Source organism: Aequorivita antarctica (genome assembly GCF_007997155.1).
Classification (GTDB): domain Bacteria; phylum Bacteroidota; class Bacteroidia; order Flavobacteriales; family Flavobacteriaceae; genus Aequorivita; species Aequorivita antarctica.
Genome location: NZ_VORT01000006.1, coordinates 1 through 18278 on the forward strand (window position 1 = coordinate 1; position 18278 = coordinate 18278).

The window sequence follows — 18278 nt, forward strand, 5'->3', positions numbered from 1 at the left end:
GTGCAGATATCGGAACCCCGGTAACAGTGCAAGTATTCAGCCAGGACAACAACGGTAACCTAGCCACTTGTACGGCAACGGTAACTGCGGTTGACCTTCTTGCGCCGGTAGTTACCTGTCCAGCAGATCAAACTGTTGACCCAGGAGCTGGTAACCTGTTCTATATTGTTCCAGATTACTTTGCAACTGGCGAAGCAACTGCTATCGATAACTGTACAGACCCTGTGACTATAACTTCTCAGGATCCTGCTGTGGGAACACCATTATCAGATGGCGTTTATACCATTACACTTACGGCAACGGACGAGTATGGAAATGTTGGAACTTGTGAGTTTGAGCTTACTGTTGATACTGTACTTGGTGCAGGCAACAACAGCCAGAGCCTTGGAAGCATCGCTATGTATCCTAACCCTGCAAAAAGTGAAGTGACTATCGGCAACCCACAGAGTCTAGAGCTTGAGAGCGCCAATATTTACGACCTAACTGGAAGATTGGTACAATCCTTCAACTTAAAGGGAATGGCAACGACCAAGACCTTAAACGTTGACAACCTTGCTGCCGCTACTTACGTAGTGATCATCAAAGGCAAAGAAGGACAGATAACCAAGCGCCTATTGAAAGAATAGTTTTTTTTCAAAACAATAATAAAAACCCCTTGTGCAAATAGCGCAAGGGGTTTTGTTTTTTTCCACTACCCTAGTCCTGCAAAGCTTTTTCAGCGTAGGAGGAGACAACAATCAACCATCTTTCTACAATCCCCATACGCTGCATTGTAACTATGGGAAATAATCTATATTTTCGCTATCCAAACCTATTTATGAAAAAACTAACTCCTCTAGTTATACTGCTATGCTTTTTTTTAAGCACTCAAGCGCAAACTCCTGCGATAGAAAAGCTCAACAAGCAGATAGAAAACAACCTTTCAAACCCCGATTCTACAAAGATCTATTTGTTTCGTCTTTTGAAGCATGCTGCAGAGCTCCACGATACTGTGATTGGCAAAACGTATAGCACTTTAGGCATCCAGTACAATAAATTGGCAGTTCCCGATTCCGCGGAATTCTATATGAAAAAGGCGCTGGATTACACTGAAAAATACCCGCTGCCTCATGCCAAAATGTATCTTAATTTGGCCATCAATTACCGTTTTGGTTCTCGCTATCAAGAATCGTTGGAGGCACTTGATAACGCCATGCAGTTCTATAAAAAAGCTGAAAATAAAGAAGGAGAGGGGTTGGTCTACGGCGAAATGGGGTCCAACTACAACTATATGATGAACAGTGAAAAAGCACTGGAATATCTCAAGAAAGCAATTGCCATTTTAACGGAAGTGAACAACCAGAGAGAGCTATATATTGTGAAGCAAAAATTGGCAAACTTATATTATAATAATGGTGACTATGCCTTTGCAAAGGATTTATATGAAGAAGTGTTGCCGAACTTTGCAAAAAATAAAGGCCTCAATTATTACTATACCTTACTGAGCTATGCTGATTGTCTCATCCAGTTGGAAGAAAATTATAAAGGCGCTGAAGAGGCCCTAAAAGAAGTTGAGAGCGGCCTTCGGGAGATGAACAATAAGGAATATATGTGGTTAAGCGTAAGTAACCTTGCCAAAGTTTATGATGCTACAGGCAGAACGCAAGAAGCCCAAGAGGCGTTTCAAAAGGCCTATGATGGATCCTTACAGCTAAATTCAACTCGGTTTATGGAGATAAGCGTTCATTATCTCGATTTTTTAAATAACCATAAACAATACACCAAGGCGCTCAGCGTAATAGACCAGGTAAAGAATAATACAAAAACATCAAGGCTGAAAATGAATGCCGAAAATGAAATTGACTTTTTAAAACAAACTGTTTCCACCTATAGCCAAAAGGGAATGGTAGAAAACTCATTACAGTCTTTTGAACGAATGGATTTTTTAAAGGATTCACTCAATACCGCCATCAATAAGGCCAAGTCACTGGAACTTCAGGAAGCTTATCAAAATGGTCTGCAGCGCGAGAAGAATCTTGTATTGACAAAAAACAACGAGCTTTTGGTGGAAAACAACAACAAGAAAGATAATATCCTATTGCTGAGTATCCTTATTTTTATACTCATACTAGCCATTGGGTTGGTGCTGTTCCTATCCAATAAAAACAAGCTTAAACTACAGCAGGAACTGGTAACTAGTTTAGAAACCTCCCAAAAGGTTTTAGAAGAGAAAAACACTTTGGAGCATGAACTAAGTCTGGAACGCGAAAGAACGCTGGTCAATAAAGAAAAAGAATTGATAGAGGTCACCATGGAAATGTCCGACCTTCAAAACAGAATAATGGAATTGATAGCCCATCGGGAAAATCCAGAGAGTTCTGAAGCTCTGGCCACAAAATTAAAGGACCTCTTGAGCAATAATAATTATTGGAAATATTTTAAAGGCAAATTTGTAGAGGTCCATCCCGTTTTTGCCTCACAACTTTCGGAAATGTTCCCTAGTTTATCAGATAGCGACGTAGCTTACTGTTGCATGTTAAAACTCCAGCTTTCCACCAAGGAAATTGCCTCCCTGATGGGCATAAGTAGCGATCAAGTAGAATCAAAAACAGCAACCCTCCGCAGAAAAATAGGGATGGGAGATGATATCCTTGGCTTTGAAAAACTGATAGATCATTTGGAATAACAAATCCCAAATCCCAAATCCCAAATCTCAAATCCTATCCAACCATCTAACAATCCAACAATCTAAAAATCTAAACCCAAATCCCGAATCCCGAATTAACGAATCCCAAATCCCAAATCCCACGTGTCCGCCGAAGCGTCATTGCGAGCGCAGCGAAGCAATCTCATGAATATAGTCAGAATCATAACCCTCCCTTCGCAACAAAGCAATCTTATCGTAACTTTGTTTATGAATGCCTTAATAACAACACAAAAGAGTGAAGAAATCCTATAAAATAGCTGCTACCATAGGCTTCGTCTCTAAAGGTATCATCTATTTGGTAATAGGCATACTCTCCCTTTTGGCGGCATTAAATATGGGAGGAGGAAGTTCTGGCACCAACCAAGCCCTTGTATTTCTTAAAAAACAACCCTTTGGACAAATACTCTTGATGCTCTTGGGCGTGGGCCTGCTTTGCTATTCCTTTTGGATGTTTGTACAGAGCATAAAAGATCCTGAAGATTTAGGCAACAGCAGAAAAGCAAAACTGCGCCGTTTCGGACTTTTCACCACGGGGCTGGTTTATACTTTTATAGCCGTTCTTACTTTTTATCATGTGTTCACTTACGTGGCCGAAGGAACCTCCAGTTCCCGCTATCTCAACTTCATAGGACCTTCCACATTGTCCATTGTTTTTATATGTGTGGGTATTGTATTGGCCATCCAATCCATCATTTTAATACTTGGGGTTTTAAAAGGAGGACTGTTGGATCAATTTAATCTGGAAGGCCATAAATATCACCAACTCATCCGCCGTATAGGCCAATTTGGTTTTTATTCCCGCGCCTTTATTGTCGCCATAATCGCTTATTTCTTTCTGCGGGCAGGCATCTATTCTGGCAATCACGACATTAAAGGCATACAGGATGCCTTTTCGTTTTTGGACCAATCTATGTTGGGCAGGATTTTAATGGGCTTTACTGCCGTAGGCTTTATTTCTTATGGCGCTTTTTATGTGTTGCTTACGCGCTACCGTAGTTTTGATGGGGAGTGAGTTTTTATAAAAAAGCTCTTAAGTCTTAAGATTATGGCGATGAGGTGGATGAGGTTTTTGTGCAGCATACTTTTTTATATGGCTTAAAACGAATTAATGTCTTTCAAATATTCCCCTAAAAACAAATCCAAATCCCCTTCGTCTGTAAAATCGTATTTAGGCTCTGTTCCCGATTCAAAGAATTCGGTTAATTCCAAAAGTCCTATAAACAAACGATAGTGAATTCCTTCATAATTATAAATATACAAGTACTCATTACTTCCTTCGGAGGATATTGTCTCTAGCGTTCTGCTGGGTGTGATATAATCTGTATAGATAACCATCGTGTTCGGTAGTAAATATGTATTGTAAAATCTAAATTTCGACTATCCTAAATCCTTGACCACAGATAATCATCCAACAATTCTTTCACTGATCTCTTAGTGGAGTGGTCCTTTAGCAGCCAGACTAAGAATATGAATTTATGACAGATTTGTAAAGAAGACATTTATTCTTACACTATCCAATTGACATCTTAGCAGATGCATTCCACAAATATTGTGGGATAGGCTCACTTAAATTCCAATTTATACTCATTGGTTTAGATCCATAATAATCTAGGAGGTTTCCCTCTCCAATAAAAACATATCCCATTGTATTCCCAAACTCATCTTTTGCTTTTTCTCTAATAAAAAGTAGAATCTTTTTATTAAGGTCTTGGTGATTAATGTAAGTTAAACCTTTACCGTGGTCTGAACGTGTTTGATTTTGAGACTGCCAATGAAATAAGGTTTCATTAACTGCATAATCATTGTACATCGTAGTTGGAGAAAAGTCTTCTTCTGATTTAATGAGGTCAATGAATAAAATCTCGGTATTAAGATATTTATTTTCCGCAACACCTTCTCGGTTAGATGACTTTTTATAAAAAGTACTTAACCCGAAAGCCACCAATATTTGATCGCGAGTATAGCGTGAATGAACCTTCAAAGGTTGTATATACGGAAGATCGATGTTTATTTCTTTAAAACTAATTTCATCGATTAGAATTTCTAAAACCTCAATCATTTCATCAACAAGTACTATATTTTTTCCAATTGCTTGTATGCTATTCTCTAAGGAGTCAAACTCTTTTGTATCTTGCCAGACATCATAGTGTAGCATAAGAAGCATTGTTTTTTCTTCTCCATCAAATAAATCAAACTTGGGTTTAAACCTCTCTTTGGCGATATTTAAAATAAACTGAAAATAGCTTATGGAATTAGTGGAAAGCCATTTTTTTAAAATGGTTGAAACAATCTTTTTTTCGTGTGTGCTTTCGAAGTCACCGTGCTTACCTGCAAATTGAAGTAGTCTTTTCCAACTTCCTCTTTTGTAAATTGCTTGTAAACTAATATTATTGAAAGAAATGAAATTTGCTAGTGTAAGAGGCAAAGTGGTTTGATGTTCAAAATTTTGAATTTTCTGGATAAGCTGCCGTTTATTAACTGAGGTTGCGGCAATAATATTTTCAAGAATATTGTGTTTCGCTTTTTGTTCAAGTACAATTGAACAACCTAAGGGCAAATGTGGAAAATTGTCTTCAATTTCTTTTTGCACACGGGTAGTGGTTTTACCAATTAATGCCCTGAATTTATTTTCAAAATTATATTCAGGTCTTGCATTAGCCACGAAATCCAATACAGTCAAACATTCTTTACCTTCAGATAGCCTAAGTCCTCTTCCTAATTGTTGTAGGAATATCGTTAGACTTTCTGTTGGTCTCAAAAACAAGACTGTGTCAATTTCAGGGATATCGACTCCTTCATTAAATATATCCACAACAAATAGATAGTTGATTTCTTTATTTCGTAGTTTTCTTCTTACCTCCTCTCTTTCCCTTGAGTTTTCACTGGTTAAATAATGTGCTTTTAAATTGGCTAATGTGAACTTTTCGGCCATATACTTAGCATGCTCAATAGTTACACAGAATCCCAGTGCTCTAACATCGTTTATGTCTCTTAGATATTTATTAGTGTTGTTTAATATTTCCCCAACACGCTTATCATTTGCTAAATACAATTTCGTTAATTCACTTGGAACATATCTTCCATTTTCCCATCTAACCTTAGACAAATCTATACTATCTGAAATTCCGAAATATTGAAATGGACATAAAAGTTTTCTGTTTAAGGCTTCTGGTAACCTTATTTCTGCTGCAATTCTATCACAAAAATCGTCGAGAATGTTTTCATTATCCATTCTCTCTGGAGTAGCAGTTAATCCTAATAGAACTGATGGTTTAAAGTGGTTGAGTATAGGTCTATAACTTGAAGCTGAAATATGATGAACCTCATCGATAATTATAAAATCATAAAATGTAGGACTTAAAGAAAGCTCATCGATTCTGTTTCTTAAAGTTTGGACGGAAGCAAATACAAAATCGAATTTATCTGGTTCCATTCCATCAACCCATAATTCTCCAAAATTATTATTTTTTAAAACACCTTGAAATGTTGATCTCGCTTGTGTTAAAATCTCTTTTCTATGAGCGACATATAGTAGTTTCGCAGTTTTATTTTCCTGTTTAAACCTCTTATAATCGAAAGCCGAAACAACTGTTTTTCCAGTCCCTGTGGCTGCGACCAATAAATTTTTATGTCTATTGTGAACAATGCGCTCCACTTCCAACCTTTCCAATATTTCCTTTTGGTAGGGGTAAGGCTTCAAATCAAAATAAGCCAAGTTATTGAAGCTTTGTTGTGGCATTTTCCCCGACCTAAGTGAAGTGATTAGTTTTTCAGAATGTGTTTCGTCATTAAACAATTCAAATTCATTGTTTTGCCAATAAACATCAAAGGTTTTTTGGAACTTATCAATTATATGGCTTACCTCCTTTGTAGTTATTTTAAGGTTCCATTCTAAACCATCTGTTAAAGCAGTGCGCGAAAAGTTAGAAGAACCAATATATCCAGTGTGAAATCCTGTATTGCGGTAAAAGAAATATGCCTTTGCGTGCAATCTTTCATTCCCAGTATTGTAAGATATTTTAACTTCAGTATTTGGCAATTTTGAAAGTAATTGAATTGCTTTGTAATCTGAAGCTCCCATATAAGTCGTTGTAATGACTCTCAATTGACCACCTCTTTCAGTGAATTCACGTAATTCCCTTTCTAGAATTATTATTCCTTTCCATTTTATAAAAGAAACTAATAAATCCACTCTATTTGATGAAAGAATCTCTTTTTTTAATTCGCTTTCTAAAGAGAGGCCAACGTTTCCGCCTGTAAATAACTCGCTATGTGTTAACCTAGTGTAAGGGGTGATTTCTTTTAGATGCAATTCCAAGTCGGAGAAGTGTGCGTCAGTTTTTTCGAAAACAGCTTTAAGAATTCTTCCTTCTGTTTCAATAAGGTCACCTTCAATAAGGTTATTGTCAATTTCGTCTTTTAAAATTCGAATGATTTTGTTTGCAACTTTAATCTGATTTTCAATTGCGTATTCACCCTTGATTAAAGAAAGCGCATAACCAATAGTGCTATTAAGGTGTTTTGATAAAACTTGCGCAGCTTCTTCTTTGTCAATTGGAGATTCTTTAATATAAAATTGCTTTGCATTAAGGCTCTCAAGTTTGAAAGCAACTAACTTGGTTATTAATTGCTCATAAATACCTTCAATCATTATAGTAATGTTTTTAATTTTTCAATAACAGGAATATCCGCTTCTGCAAAATCATAGCCTTTTAGATCTTCAAAGTAGACAAATTCAAAGTCTAGGTGTTCCAAAAGTTTGATTTCCCCTGAAATATACTCACACAAGTAGGCTATTAAATTTATTTTTAAGGAACCATAGTCGTGGGTGTGAGAAGATATTCTTTGAAAAGGAAGGATTTCAATGTTTAATTCTTCTTTGATTTCTCTCGTTATAGCTTGTTCTTCGTTTTCTCCTTTTTTTAATTTGCCGCCAGGAAATTCCCATTTTAACGGTAACTTCATTTTCTCGCTTCGCTGCGCAATGAGGATTTTCCCTTCTCTATAAATTACTGCACAAACTACATAAATCATTTTATAAAACTACAAGTATAATTTAATAAATTGTATGAAATTTGTTCTATTCCTTCACCCAACCCCCAAAACCCGCATTACACAATAGCAACTTAAAATGCGTTTTTCCATAAAATCCGACCCACGACCCCCAAAATTTTAAAGACTAAAAACTCATAATGTCTTCTCCTTAAAACCCCAGCCACGGATACTCCATAGCAAAGCCATAGCAAAGTCATTAGAATGTAGGAAAACAGCCCTTTTTTCCTACAAATTTAAAAATAGTCGTGAATACGCAGAAACGAGCGGTCAAAATACCAATTATATAAGGGCAAATAACAACAGTGAATCCACTAAAAATACTCACTACTCATTACTCATTACTAACTACTAAACTCATTACTCACTACTAAAAAAATAACTACTTTTGCCCCCACAAAAATAATTTACAGAAAAGATCATGAACAAGACATTCGACGTACTGATAGAAATCCCCAAGGGCAGCCGCAACAAATACGAATACGACTTTAAATTGAAGAAAATCCGCTTTGATAGGATGCTTTTCAGTAGTATGATGTATCCCGCAGATTACGGTTTTATACCAGAAACTTTGGCATTGGACGGCGATCCGCTGGATGTTTTGGTTTTGGGTGGCGAACCTACCTTCCCAATGTGTGTGATGGAAGTAAAACCAATCGGTGTTTTCCACATGGCTGATGAAAAAGGCCCTGATGAAAAAGTAATCTGTGTGCCTATTTCAGACCCTATTTGGAGCAGTTTGAATGACCTATCAGATATGAATCCACATTTGGTAAAGGAAATTGAGCATTTCTTTCAGGTTTACAAAGATCTTGAAAAGAAAAAAGTTGACGTTGATGGTTGGGGAGATGCAAATGAAGCTATGGAAATTTATAACCAATGCGTAAAACGCTACAAGGAAACACCAGAGGTGCAGGGACATTTCAGTATTTAAAATTACACGATTACTATTTCGGTTAAAACCTAACAAACGTCATTGCGAGGCACGAAGCAATCTGACTGTTAGGTTTCCTGCATTTTACTGTTTCGTATCCCAAACCATTTCCCTATTTTTGCAATCGCAAATTTGAAAACCAATCTTAATTAAATAAATTATGGAATCAATGATGATTTACGCGCCAATTGTAATGGCGATAGTAGGCTTACTCTTTATGGCTGTTAAACGCTCTTGGGTATTGAAACAAAACCCAGGCGATGGTAAAATGAAAGAAATAAGTGACCACATTTATGAAGGTGCTTTAGCCTTCCTTAATGCTGAATACAGGTTGCTTGCCGTTTTCGTTGTTATCGTAAGTGTTGCTTTGGCAGTAGTATCATTCGTTGTTCCTACCACACATATATTAATAGTAGTAGCCTTTATTTTCGGCGCTATATTCTCTGCCCTTGCGGGTAATATGGGGATGAAAATAGCAACCAAAACAAACGTTCGTACCACACAAGCTGCACGAACAAGTTTACCTAACGCACTTAAAGTATCTTTTGGTGGTGGTACAGTAATGGGTCTTGGTGTTGCAGGTCTTGCAGTATTGGGATTAACATCATTCTTTATCTTTTTCTTTCATTACTTTATGGGAGGTGTTTGGACAAACACAATGGATATGACCATTGTTCTTGAAACATTAGCAGGATTCTCTCTTGGAGCTGAGTCTATTGCATTATTTGCAAGAGTAGGTGGTGGTATTTACACAAAAGCTGCCGATGTTGGCGCAGATTTAGTAGGTAAGGTAGAAGCTGGAATTCCAGAAGATGATCCACGAAACCCAGCAACTATAGCTGATAACGTAGGTGATAACGTTGGTGATGTTGCAGGTATGGGTGCCGATTTATTTGGTAGTTATGTTGCAACAGTATTAGCAGCGATGGTTTTGGGTAACTACGTTATAAAAGATATGGGAGGCGCCATTACCGATGCATTTGGTGGTATTGGCCCAATCTTATTGCCAATGGCTATTGCAGGAGTAGGGATCATTATTTCTATGATAGGAACTATGTTGGTAAAAATAAAAAGTAATGATGCAAAGGAAGCCCAAGTTATGGGTGCATTGAATATTGGAAACTGGGTATCAATTGTATTAGTGGCTATTTCGTGTTTTGTTCTTGTTAAATGGATGCTTCCAGAAACTATGAATATGAGTTTCTTCGGCGAAGGGCTTCAAGAGATTTCATCAATGAGAGTATTTTATGCCACCTTGGTTGGTTTGGTAGTTGGTGCTGGAATTTCATCGGTAACTGAATACTACACTGGTTTAGGTAAAAGCCCAATTCTTAAAATAGTACAACAATCTAGCACTGGCGCAGGAACCAACATTATTGCAGGTTTGGCAACAGGAATGATTTCTACTTTCCCTTCAGTATTACTTTTTGCAGGTGCTATCTGGGCATCGTATGCTTTTGCCGGCTTTTATGGGGTTGCGCTTGCAGCTTCTGCAATGATGGCAACAACTGCTATGCAACTTGCAATTGACGCTTTCGGACCTATTAGCGATAACGCGGGTGGTATTGCCGAAATGAGCGAGCAGGAACCAATAGTTCGTGAACGTACAGATATTTTAGACTCTGTTGGTAATACAACTGCAGCAACTGGTAAAGGTTTTGCCATTGCTTCAGCCGCATTAACTTCATTGGCACTTTTTGCTGCATACGTAACCTTTACAGGAATTGATGGTATTAACATCTTTAAAGCTCCTGTTTTAGCGATGCTTTTTGTTGGTGGTATGATTCCGGTTGTATTCTCTGCACTGGCTATGAATGCGGTAGGTAAAGCTGCAATGCAAATGGTGAATGAAGTAAGAAGACAGTTCCGTGAGATCCCAGGAATTATGGAAGGTACGGGCAAGCCAGAATACGACAAATGTGTGGCTATTTCAACTAAAGCTTCTTTAAGAGAAATGTTATTGCCAGGAATTATGACTATTGGTTTCCCACTTGTTATTGCTTTTGTTCCAATGATTTTTGGAATGAACAATATGGCAATCGCAGAAATGTTGGGTGGCTATATGGCTGGTGTTACCGTAAGCGGTGTGCTTTGGGCTATATTCCAAAACAACGCTGGTGGTGCTTGGGATAACGCTAAAAAATCTTTTGAAGCTGGTGTATTGATCAATGGCGAAATGACCTATAAAGGAAGCGATGCGCACAAAGCAGCCGTAACTGGTGATACTGTTGGGGATCCTTTCAAAGATACTTCAGGACCTTCTATGAACATTTTGATTAAACTTACTTGTTTGATAGGCTTGGTAATTGCTCCAATTCTAGGAAACCACGATAGTGATGTAATGGCTGCTGAAAGCTCTTCTGAAGAAGTTTACTTTATTGATGCCGATGGGAACAAAACCATTTTGACCGAAAAGCAAATTCAATACATTGAAACCGGAAGCACTATTAAAGAAGGTGAAGACTTAAATAACAAAACCGAAACGATGGTTGAAATGTTGAAGAATGACAAAAACGATCAAGTTACGGCAAACGTTACCATCACAAGAACTGTTGATGGCTTAGAAACTACTGAAACCAAAACTTTTACTGGATCTGAAGAAGAAGTTCGTGCACAATTAAAAGATGTGGACGGGGTGAAAATTAAAATAAAGGATAAGGAGTAAAGGAAATTCCAAATTCCAAAAATCAAATTCCAAAAAACAAAACCCTGTCATATCGACGGGGTCTTGTTTTTTATAAAAGTCTTGTATCTAATTTCTTAAAGAGTAATTATTTAAAACAGTCCGTGAAGCTCGGCGTCTATCTTGTTGATCACTTGGCCCAAATGCTCTGGATCGTCCACAAAGTTTATATTGTCCACATCAAAAATGATGAGGTTTCCTTTGTCGTAATCGTGTATCCAAGCTTCGTAACGCTCGTTCAAACGGCTTAGGTAATCGATGCTGATAGAGTTTTCATAATCGCGGCCACGTTTGTGTATTTGGTCTACCAAATTTGGAATACTACTTCGCAAATAGATAAGCAAATCGGGACCTTCGGTAACGCTTTCCATAAGTTCAAAAAGCGACCTGTAGTTTTCAAAATCGCGGTTGGTCATTAGGCCCATCGCGTGCAGGTTGGGTGCAAAAATGTAGGCGTCTTCGTATATGGTACGATCCTGAATTACACTTTTTCCTTTTTCGCGAATTTCAAGAATTTGTCGAAAACGGCTGTTCAAAAAATAGATCTGTAAATTGAAAGACCAACGCTCCATTTGGTTGTAAAAATCATCCAAATAGGGGTTGTCATCAACCTCTTCGTAATGGGCTTGCCATTTGTAATGTTTTGCCAATAATCGGGTAAGGGTGGTCTTTCCGGAACCTATGTTCCCTGCAATTGCAACGTGCATATCTATTCTTTAGTTGAAAGGGTTAGTTTAAAAGTGTGCAAAATTTCGCCGTCATAAATATACAGGAAATCATTGGTAAGCTGCAAGTCTTTAATTTTTATTTCAGGGAATGACAACTTTACGGTTTCGTGTGAAATGGCATCATTCCGCTTAGCGAAATCGGGAATGTAGTAAAGTGAATTTTCCTTTAAAGCGATCAAATTTTCGTTCTGCTGAACTAATTTTTCATAGCCTTCCGAAGCCGTTTCATTCAGAATGCTTCCATAAATATTGAAAGCTCGTAATTTCTTTTCGGTCAAAGTGAAGCAATAATTAAAATTACTCGCCTGCGAAATCAATCTCCCTGAAAAGGGTTGCGAAACCACCGTCTGCAATTTGGAGCCGTAGTTATAAAGTTCCAGCTGCTGCGTATCAACATTAAAAAGCCACAAGCTGTTGCTTCCAGCGTTGGTGGCGGTGCTCACGTTTAAAAACTGTGGCAGATTATTGAAATTGATGCGTTCAATTTCACTCAACTTGTTGTCCAACAAAACCACCGTATTTGTATCCTGAAAAAACACAACCACTTTTAACGGATTAATAATATCTACCGAAGTAATCCGCCCCAACTGAAGGTCGTTGAAGCGAAAATTACCGTCGGGACCTTGTTTGTTGATTACCCTGTCCTTAATAAAGTAAGTGTTTTTGTAATTATCCGAACCTATAAACCTATCAGCAACAAGTGGCGCCTTGCTTATTGGAGCGAGGCTTTGCGAAATGCTCAATTGGCAAATAAGCAGAAAAAGAAGAAAAAGCTGTTTCATCTGTATAAGATATTTGAGAAATAGGAAGATGGAATGCCCCAACATACACCTTCGTTTGGGGTTTACAATCTGTTAATGGCATTTCATAAAGTTGGCAAGTTACAAAATGAAGGTTTTATTTGAACGAAAAATAATGTAACAGATTATAACTTCACTCGTCTTAGTGTTAAAGAACACTATTTGTTCAAACAAATGAAACTATTATTAAACACTTTAGTCAAAGTGTTTTAACTTTGGCAATAATCATCAAAATCTTTTTATGAAAAAATATACCTTAATTTTTCTTCTGCTTTTTACTTTCGGAATAAACGCCCAAAATATTAGCGGGCAAGCTTATTATGAATCCAAAACCACTGTAGATATGGATGCCTTTGGAGGTGGTCGTGAAATGAGCGAGGAGATGAAAAAAACCGTGGCAACAATGATGAAAAGCGCCTTGGAAAAAACCTACGTTCTTACTTTTAATAAAGATGAATCCATTTACAAAGAGCAGGAAAAACTGGATGCAAGTCCTATAAATCCTGGTTTTAAAATGATGATGAGCAGCTATACGCCGGGAGCTCAATACAAAAATCTGAAAACCGGACAAATTGTTGAAGAAAATGAATTCTTCGGAAAACAATTTTTGGTAACAGATTCCATACAAACCTTGGATTGGCAAACAACAAATGAGTCAAAACAAATTGGGCAATACATCGCTTTCAAAGCAACTGCAATAAAGAAAGTAGATCCAAACGATTATAGTATGGCCCGTCCCAAACGCGATCGAAAAGATGAAAATGAAAAAGAAAATGCCGAAGTAAAAAAAGACACAACAAAACCGGAAGACCCAATGGATATGATTGAAATTCCAAAGGAAATTGAGGTTACCGCATGGTTTACACCTCAAATTCCGATTAGTAACGGACCAGGCGAATTTGCGGGTTTGCCCGGACTTATTTTAGAATTGAATTTTTACCGAACTACGCTTCTTTGTTCCAAAATAGTAATGAATCCAAAAGATTCAGAAAAAATTGAACCACCCACAAAAGGTAAAAAAGTTACCCGTGACGAATACACTACAATTGTAAAGGAAAAGACTGATGAACTTCGCGAGAATTTTAGAGGTCGTGGTGGCAATGACCGTCGTGGAGGTGGTTTTGGGGGGTAAAAAGTAAAAAACCACAGAGACACAGAGGGCACAGAGAAAAAATAAAATGATAGAAAACGAAATTTCTTCAAAAATTATAGGGGCTTGTATTGAGGTCCATAAAGAATTGGGCCCTGGGTTGCTGGAAAGTTCTTATGAACATTGTTTGGCTTATGAGTTGAGAAATTTAGGATTGAATGTAAAACAACAAATAGCATTACCAATAATTTATAAAGAAGTAAAGTTGGATGCTGGATATAGAATTGATCTAATTGTTGAAAATACCATTATAGTAGAAATAAAGTCTGTTGAAGACTTAGCTCCAATTCACACTGCTCAAATTTTAACTTATCTAAAACTTAAAGATTTAAAACTCGGACTTTTAGTGAATTTCAATTCAGTAAAATTAGTAGACGGTCTTAAAAGAGTAATAAATGGCTATTTATAATCTTTGTGCCCTCTGTGTCTCTGTGGTAAATCATTCTTTCCCATGAACAAAATAATTACAATTCTCTTATTGATTTTCTCAATTTCCCTTTCCGCACAAAGCATTAAGGTGAAAGGAACCATCAAAGACAGTATCGGCAATCCATTGGAATTTGCCAATGTTATCGCGAGCATCAAAACTACGGGTAAAACGGAATCTTACGGAATTACTAATTACCAAGGACGCTACCAATTAGATCTTCCAAAGGGAAATAACTACGTTTTAAGAGCCAGTTTTCTGGGTTATGAAAGCAAGGAACAAACGGTAAATGTTTCTACAGACGCAGAAAATATCGATTTGGATTTTATCTTAAATCCTCAGGAAAATCAACTGGACGATGTGGAAATTGTATACGAAATGCCTGTAACCGTAAAGGGCGACACCATAATTTACAACGCTGACAGTTTCACAAATGGCGACGAGCGAAAACTTGGCGACGTGATGAAAAAGCTTCCCGGCGTTGAAGTTAATGAAGATGGAGAAATACAGGTTGAAGGTAAAACTGTTACCAAAGTAATGGTTGAGGGGAAAGATTTCTTTGATGGCGACAGCAAACTCGCCACCAAAAACATTCCTGCAGATGCAGTAGATAAAGTGGAAGTACTTCGGAATTACAACGAAGTTGATCAAATGCGTGGCCTTGGAAATGACCGCGATAATGTAGCAATCAATATTAGATTAAAAGAAGGAAAGAAAAATTTCTGGTTTGGTGAAGTTACTGCCGGCGCTGGCTTGGCAGATGAATATGGACAAGAAAATGGACGTTATCTAGTACATCCCAAATTGTTTTATTACAGTCCGAAATACAGCATCAACATAATTACCGATTTCAACAATATTGGGGAAGTGCCATTTACGTTTCGAGATTATTTCAACTTTACCGGCGGGTTTAAGAATTTCAACAAAGGCGGCGGAACTAGTTTTAGAATTAGCGATAGCGACCTAGGGTTTGCGGTTTCACAAAATGATAGGGCAAAGGAGATTGACGCCAAATTTGTTGCAGGAAACTTCAGCTATGCTGTAAATGAGAAACTGGATATTAGCGGTTTTGGAATTTTGAGCGATAACAAAACAAACATCGTTAACAATAGTATTCGTCAATATACTTCAAATGGAGTCACTGAAAATACAATTACTGAAAACGATCAGCGCAACCAATTGGCAATGCTAAAACTAAGCAGTACCTATAAACCAAATACAAACTTTCAGTTAGATTATGATGCCTTGATAAAAACTTCGAAGCAAACTGAAGACGATGCCACAATTTCCTTTGTTGGCGGCAATCAAAATGATATTTCGGAGGTAAAGGAAAACCAACCCTTTTCCATAAATCAAACTGCGAATGCTTATTACACTTTAAACGATAAAAATATTTTTGCAGCAGAGGTTCAGCATTTATATCAAAATGAAGATCCGTTTTATCAAGCTGAGCAGGATTTAATTCCATTTCGAGGGGTTTTTACACAAATAGATCTGGCAGATCCTTTTAATAGCGATGCAGATACATTTGATCCTTTGGAACAATCGGATCGTTATAATGTCAATCAAAACAAAACCATAAAAAGTAATAAACTGGATGCAAAGGTTGATTATTACTATGTTTTGAACAATGTCAGCAATATTAATTTAACAATCGGAACTACTTACAGTAACCAAAAGTTTAACTCAAGTATTTTTCAGATTTTAGATAATGGGAATCAAAATGATTTCACTGAAGATGATTTCAACAACCATGTAACTTATGTGTTCACAGATGCTTTTTTCGGGCTTCACTATAAATTGAAAAGTGGAAAATTCATTTTTACGCCAGGGGTTACGCTTCATAATTATAATCTGAAAAACGAACAGTTGGGGACAACTGCTACCCAAAACGATTGGATGGTTTTGCCAGATATAAACGTGGTTTTGGAACTGAAGAAAAGTGAAAACTTGCGCTTCAACTATGCAATAACTTCAGAATATAGTGATGTTAATAACTATGCCCAAGCCTATGTCTTCAATGATTACAACCGACTTTTCCGCGGAAATAGAGAGTTGGAAAATTCACTTTCGCACAGTTATAATTTAACTTATTTCAGTTTTAATCTTTTTAACTATACAAACATTGGCGGAAATTTAAGTTACACACGACGAATTGATGCTATAAAAGCTAACACAAACTTGGAGGGTATAAGTCAAGTGAGTAGCCCTATAAATTTTGACAGCAACTTCCCCGATGAAACATTTTCAGCAGTTGGAAGATTTAGCAAAACAATAAAAAAAGTTCAGTTTAAGCTTGATGCCGCAGTGTTTTTAAGCAAAACAAATAACATCGTAAATGATGAAATTCGCGAAAGCCAAAGTTTTACCCAAAACTATAATGCCAGTGTTTTAAGCAATTTCAAAACCTTTCCAAATTTTGAAGTGGGCTATCGTTTCGTAAAAAATGATTATGACAACGGGGGCTCGACTCAAATATTTTTCACAAATCGGCCCTATGCAAACGTGAATCTTCGTTTTTTAAAGGATTTCAATCTTTTTGCCGAATGGGATTATTACAATTATACGAACGAAGCCAAAACGATTGAAAACAGTTATTCCTTTTTCAATGCAAATTTATATTACAAACACGGCGAAAGTCCGTGGGAATTTTCAGTACAGGCCACCAATATTTTGGATACCGAATCCATCAACAATGACAGTTTTAATGACCAATTCAGTAATACGTCGCAATATTTTGTGATGCCACGCATTGTGATGTTTGTAATAAAATACGACCTGTAAAAATGCTCCCCTCCCTTTGAAGGTAGGGGTTTGGGGGTGGAATGTTTTTCGTACCTTTCCCATAAAAATTGTCACCATGCGAAACATCTTCCTCGGAATTGTAATTGCCTTTGTAATTGTTTTCGGATTGCGTTATTGTGAAAACAAGAAAGATAATCGTGAAATTCTTGAAGCCAATACGGCACTTATTCAAAAAGAATTAAAAAACGTCGGAAAACTGATTGTAACCGAGGGTAGTTACGCCCAAGTTTTCACTTATAACGACAGCAAGGATTTGCTTTATGGAATGTTTGATGCCAGAAAGAAAGCATTGGTTGTTGTAAATGCAAAAGCAAGTATTGCGTACGATTTAAGCAAGGTAAACACAACAGTTGATGAAACCACAAAAACCGTAACCATCACCAATATTCCTGAACCAGAACTTTCTATCAATCCAAATATTGAATATTACGATGTGACCCAGGATTATTTAAACCAGTTCTCCGCTTCAGATTATAACAAAATAAAACAGCGAGTTGAAAAATCACTTCGCAAAAAAATTGAAGCATCAGAACTTCGCACCAATGCCCAAAATCGATTGATTTCTGAACTTCAGAAAATTTATATACTTACCAATTCAATGGGTTGGAAGTTGGAATATAACGGAAAACCCATCGAAGAAGAACAAGATCTTCAAAAGTTGAAATTATAGTTTACTGTTCAAGCTATACCATCCGCCGCCGTTCATCGCCTCAATGCCATTGCTTTTTAGAATTCCTGTGGCACTTGCACTTCGCATTCCGCTGGCGCAGCATGCAATCACTGGTTTGTCCCATTTTTTTATTTCAGATATTTTGGAAGAAATATTCTGAAGAGGAATGTTTTTTGAACCTGGAATTGCTCCCCCGTCATATTCCCCTTTGCTTCGCACATCAATAATGATAGCACCACGGCTTTTAAAATCTTCAATTTTCTTTGTTTTGTTTCCCAATAAAAAATCTAATAATCCCATTTAATATGAATTTTTCCTCGCACTTGTCACACTGAGCTTGTCG

Annotated in this window: 15 protein-coding genes; 9 read left to right on the plus strand and 6 right to left on the minus strand. The window is 37.1% G+C overall.

Going from position 1 to position 18278, the window contains the following annotated elements; all coding sequences use genetic code 11:
- From ESU54_RS09425 to ESU54_RS09435, 3 genes are all read left to right on the plus strand, one after another.
- The coding region (locus ESU54_RS09425) for a T9SS type A sorting domain-containing protein (protein ID WP_146848113.1) at positions 1-626 on the plus strand (626 nt) is incomplete at its 5' end.
- Positions 627-817: 191 nt separating this feature from the next.
- Positions 818-2665 carry a tetratricopeptide repeat protein gene (locus tag ESU54_RS09430; RefSeq protein WP_160113310.1) on the plus strand — a complete coding sequence of 616 codons (1848 nt, stop codon included), beginning with the start codon at positions 818-820 and terminating at the stop codon, positions 2663-2665.
- Positions 2666-2921: 256 nt separating this feature from the next.
- Positions 2922-3698 carry a DUF1206 domain-containing protein gene (locus ESU54_RS09435; protein WP_111845835.1) on the plus strand — a complete coding sequence of 259 codons (777 nt, stop codon included), beginning with the start codon at positions 2922-2924 and terminating at the stop codon, positions 3696-3698.
- A gap of 83 nt (positions 3699-3781) precedes the next feature.
- On the opposite strand, the gene ESU54_RS09440 is transcribed toward ESU54_RS09435, so the two are convergent.
- The 3 genes from ESU54_RS09440 to ESU54_RS09450 all read right to left on the minus strand — a co-directional run bounded on the left by ESU54_RS09440 (position 3782) and on the right by ESU54_RS09450 (position 7720).
- The gene (locus tag ESU54_RS09440) at positions 3782-4021 is read right to left on the minus strand and encodes a hypothetical protein (protein WP_111845834.1); all 240 of its coding nucleotides are present in this window, start codon (positions 4019-4021) and stop codon (positions 3782-3784) included.
- Between the two features lie 175 nt (positions 4022-4196).
- A complete protein-coding gene (locus tag ESU54_RS09445) occupies positions 4197-7337 on the minus strand; it encodes a DUF3427 domain-containing protein (RefSeq protein WP_111845833.1) in 3141 nt (1046 codons plus the stop codon).
- Positions 7337-7720, minus strand: coding sequence for a (deoxy)nucleoside triphosphate pyrophosphohydrolase (locus ESU54_RS09450; protein WP_111845832.1), 384 nt, complete (start codon positions 7718-7720; stop codon positions 7337-7339). The genes ESU54_RS09445 and ESU54_RS09450 overlap by 1 nt, the downstream gene beginning before the upstream one ends.
- Before the next feature lie 439 nt (positions 7721-8159).
- Here ESU54_RS09450 and ESU54_RS09455 point away from each other — a divergent pair, with 439 nt between their 5' ends.
- Together ESU54_RS09455 and ESU54_RS09460 are read left to right on the plus strand one after the other, a co-directional pair.
- A complete protein-coding gene (locus tag ESU54_RS09455; RefSeq protein ID WP_111845831.1) occupies positions 8160-8672 on the plus strand; it encodes an inorganic diphosphatase in 513 nt (170 codons plus the stop codon).
- Between the two features lie 160 nt (positions 8673-8832).
- Positions 8833-11337, plus strand: a complete 2505-nt coding sequence (locus ESU54_RS09460) for a sodium-translocating pyrophosphatase (protein WP_111845830.1) — start codon at positions 8833-8835, stop codon at positions 11335-11337.
- A 110-nt stretch (positions 11338-11447) separates the two neighbouring features.
- Here ESU54_RS09460 and ESU54_RS09465 read toward each other — a convergent pair whose 3' ends face one another.
- Positions 11448-12062, minus strand: coding sequence for a deoxynucleoside kinase (locus ESU54_RS09465; RefSeq protein WP_111845829.1), 615 nt, complete (start codon positions 12060-12062; stop codon positions 11448-11450).
- 2 nt (positions 12063-12064) lie between these two features.
- Positions 12065-12865 carry a hypothetical protein gene (locus ESU54_RS09470; protein ID WP_111845828.1) on the minus strand — a complete coding sequence of 267 codons (801 nt, stop codon included), beginning with the start codon at positions 12863-12865 and terminating at the stop codon, positions 12065-12067.
- Between the two features lie 259 nt (positions 12866-13124).
- On the opposite strand from ESU54_RS09470, the gene ESU54_RS09475 reads away from it, so the two are divergent.
- From ESU54_RS09475 to ESU54_RS09490, 4 genes are all read left to right on the plus strand, one after another.
- Entirely contained in the window at positions 13125-14015 is an 891-nt protein-coding gene (locus tag ESU54_RS09475) for a GLPGLI family protein (RefSeq protein WP_111845827.1), read from the plus strand.
- Between the two features lie 46 nt (positions 14016-14061).
- Positions 14062-14442: a GxxExxY protein gene (locus ESU54_RS09480; RefSeq protein WP_111845826.1), complete on the plus strand. Its 381-nt coding sequence runs from the start codon at positions 14062-14064 to the stop codon at positions 14440-14442.
- Positions 14443-14484: 42 nt separating this feature from the next.
- The gene (locus ESU54_RS09485; RefSeq protein ID WP_111845825.1) at positions 14485-17244 is read left to right on the plus strand and encodes a TonB-dependent receptor; all 2760 of its coding nucleotides are present in this window, start codon (positions 14485-14487) and stop codon (positions 17242-17244) included.
- A gap of 76 nt (positions 17245-17320) precedes the next feature.
- Positions 17321-17935: a DUF4230 domain-containing protein gene (locus ESU54_RS09490; RefSeq protein WP_111845824.1), complete on the plus strand. Its 615-nt coding sequence runs from the start codon at positions 17321-17323 to the stop codon at positions 17933-17935.
- Here ESU54_RS09490 and ESU54_RS09495 read toward each other — a convergent pair.
- Entirely contained in the window at positions 17930-18235 is a 306-nt protein-coding gene (locus ESU54_RS09495) for a rhodanese-like domain-containing protein (protein WP_111845823.1), read from the minus strand. The genes ESU54_RS09490 and ESU54_RS09495 overlap by 6 nt on opposite strands.
- Positions 18236-18278: the final 43 nt, after the last annotated feature.

Bases quoted from the DNA above. Each gene is read 5' to 3' on its own strand.
- ESU54_RS09430 (WP_160113310.1), top strand. From the start codon at position 818: ATGAAAAAACTAACTCCTCTAGTTATACTGCTATGCTTTTTTTTAAGC.
- ESU54_RS09440 (WP_111845834.1), bottom strand. From the start codon at position 4,021: ATGGTTATCTATACAGATTATATCACACCCAGCAGAACGCTAGAGACA.
- ESU54_RS09445 (WP_111845833.1), bottom strand. From the start codon at position 7,337: ATGATTGAAGGTATTTATGAGCAATTAATAACCAAGTTAGTTGCTTTC.
- ESU54_RS09450 (WP_111845832.1), bottom strand. From the start codon at position 7,720: ATGATTTATGTAGTTTGTGCAGTAATTTATAGAGAAGGGAAAATCCTC.
- ESU54_RS09455 (WP_111845831.1), top strand. From the start codon at position 8,160: ATGAACAAGACATTCGACGTACTGATAGAAATCCCCAAGGGCAGCCGC.
- ESU54_RS09460 (WP_111845830.1), top strand. From the start codon at position 8,833: ATGGAATCAATGATGATTTACGCGCCAATTGTAATGGCGATAGTAGGC.
- ESU54_RS09465 (WP_111845829.1), bottom strand. From the start codon at position 12,062: ATGCACGTTGCAATTGCAGGGAACATAGGTTCCGGAAAGACCACCCTT.
- ESU54_RS09470 (WP_111845828.1), bottom strand. From the start codon at position 12,865: ATGAAACAGCTTTTTCTTCTTTTTCTGCTTATTTGCCAATTGAGCATT.
- ESU54_RS09475 (WP_111845827.1), top strand. From the start codon at position 13,125: ATGAAAAAATATACCTTAATTTTTCTTCTGCTTTTTACTTTCGGAATA.
- ESU54_RS09480 (WP_111845826.1), top strand. From the start codon at position 14,062: ATGATAGAAAACGAAATTTCTTCAAAAATTATAGGGGCTTGTATTGAG.
- ESU54_RS09485 (WP_111845825.1), top strand. From the start codon at position 14,485: ATGAACAAAATAATTACAATTCTCTTATTGATTTTCTCAATTTCCCTT.
- ESU54_RS09490 (WP_111845824.1), top strand. From the start codon at position 17,321: ATGCGAAACATCTTCCTCGGAATTGTAATTGCCTTTGTAATTGTTTTC.
- ESU54_RS09495 (WP_111845823.1), bottom strand. From the start codon at position 18,235: ATGGGATTATTAGATTTTTTATTGGGAAACAAAACAAAGAAAATTGAA.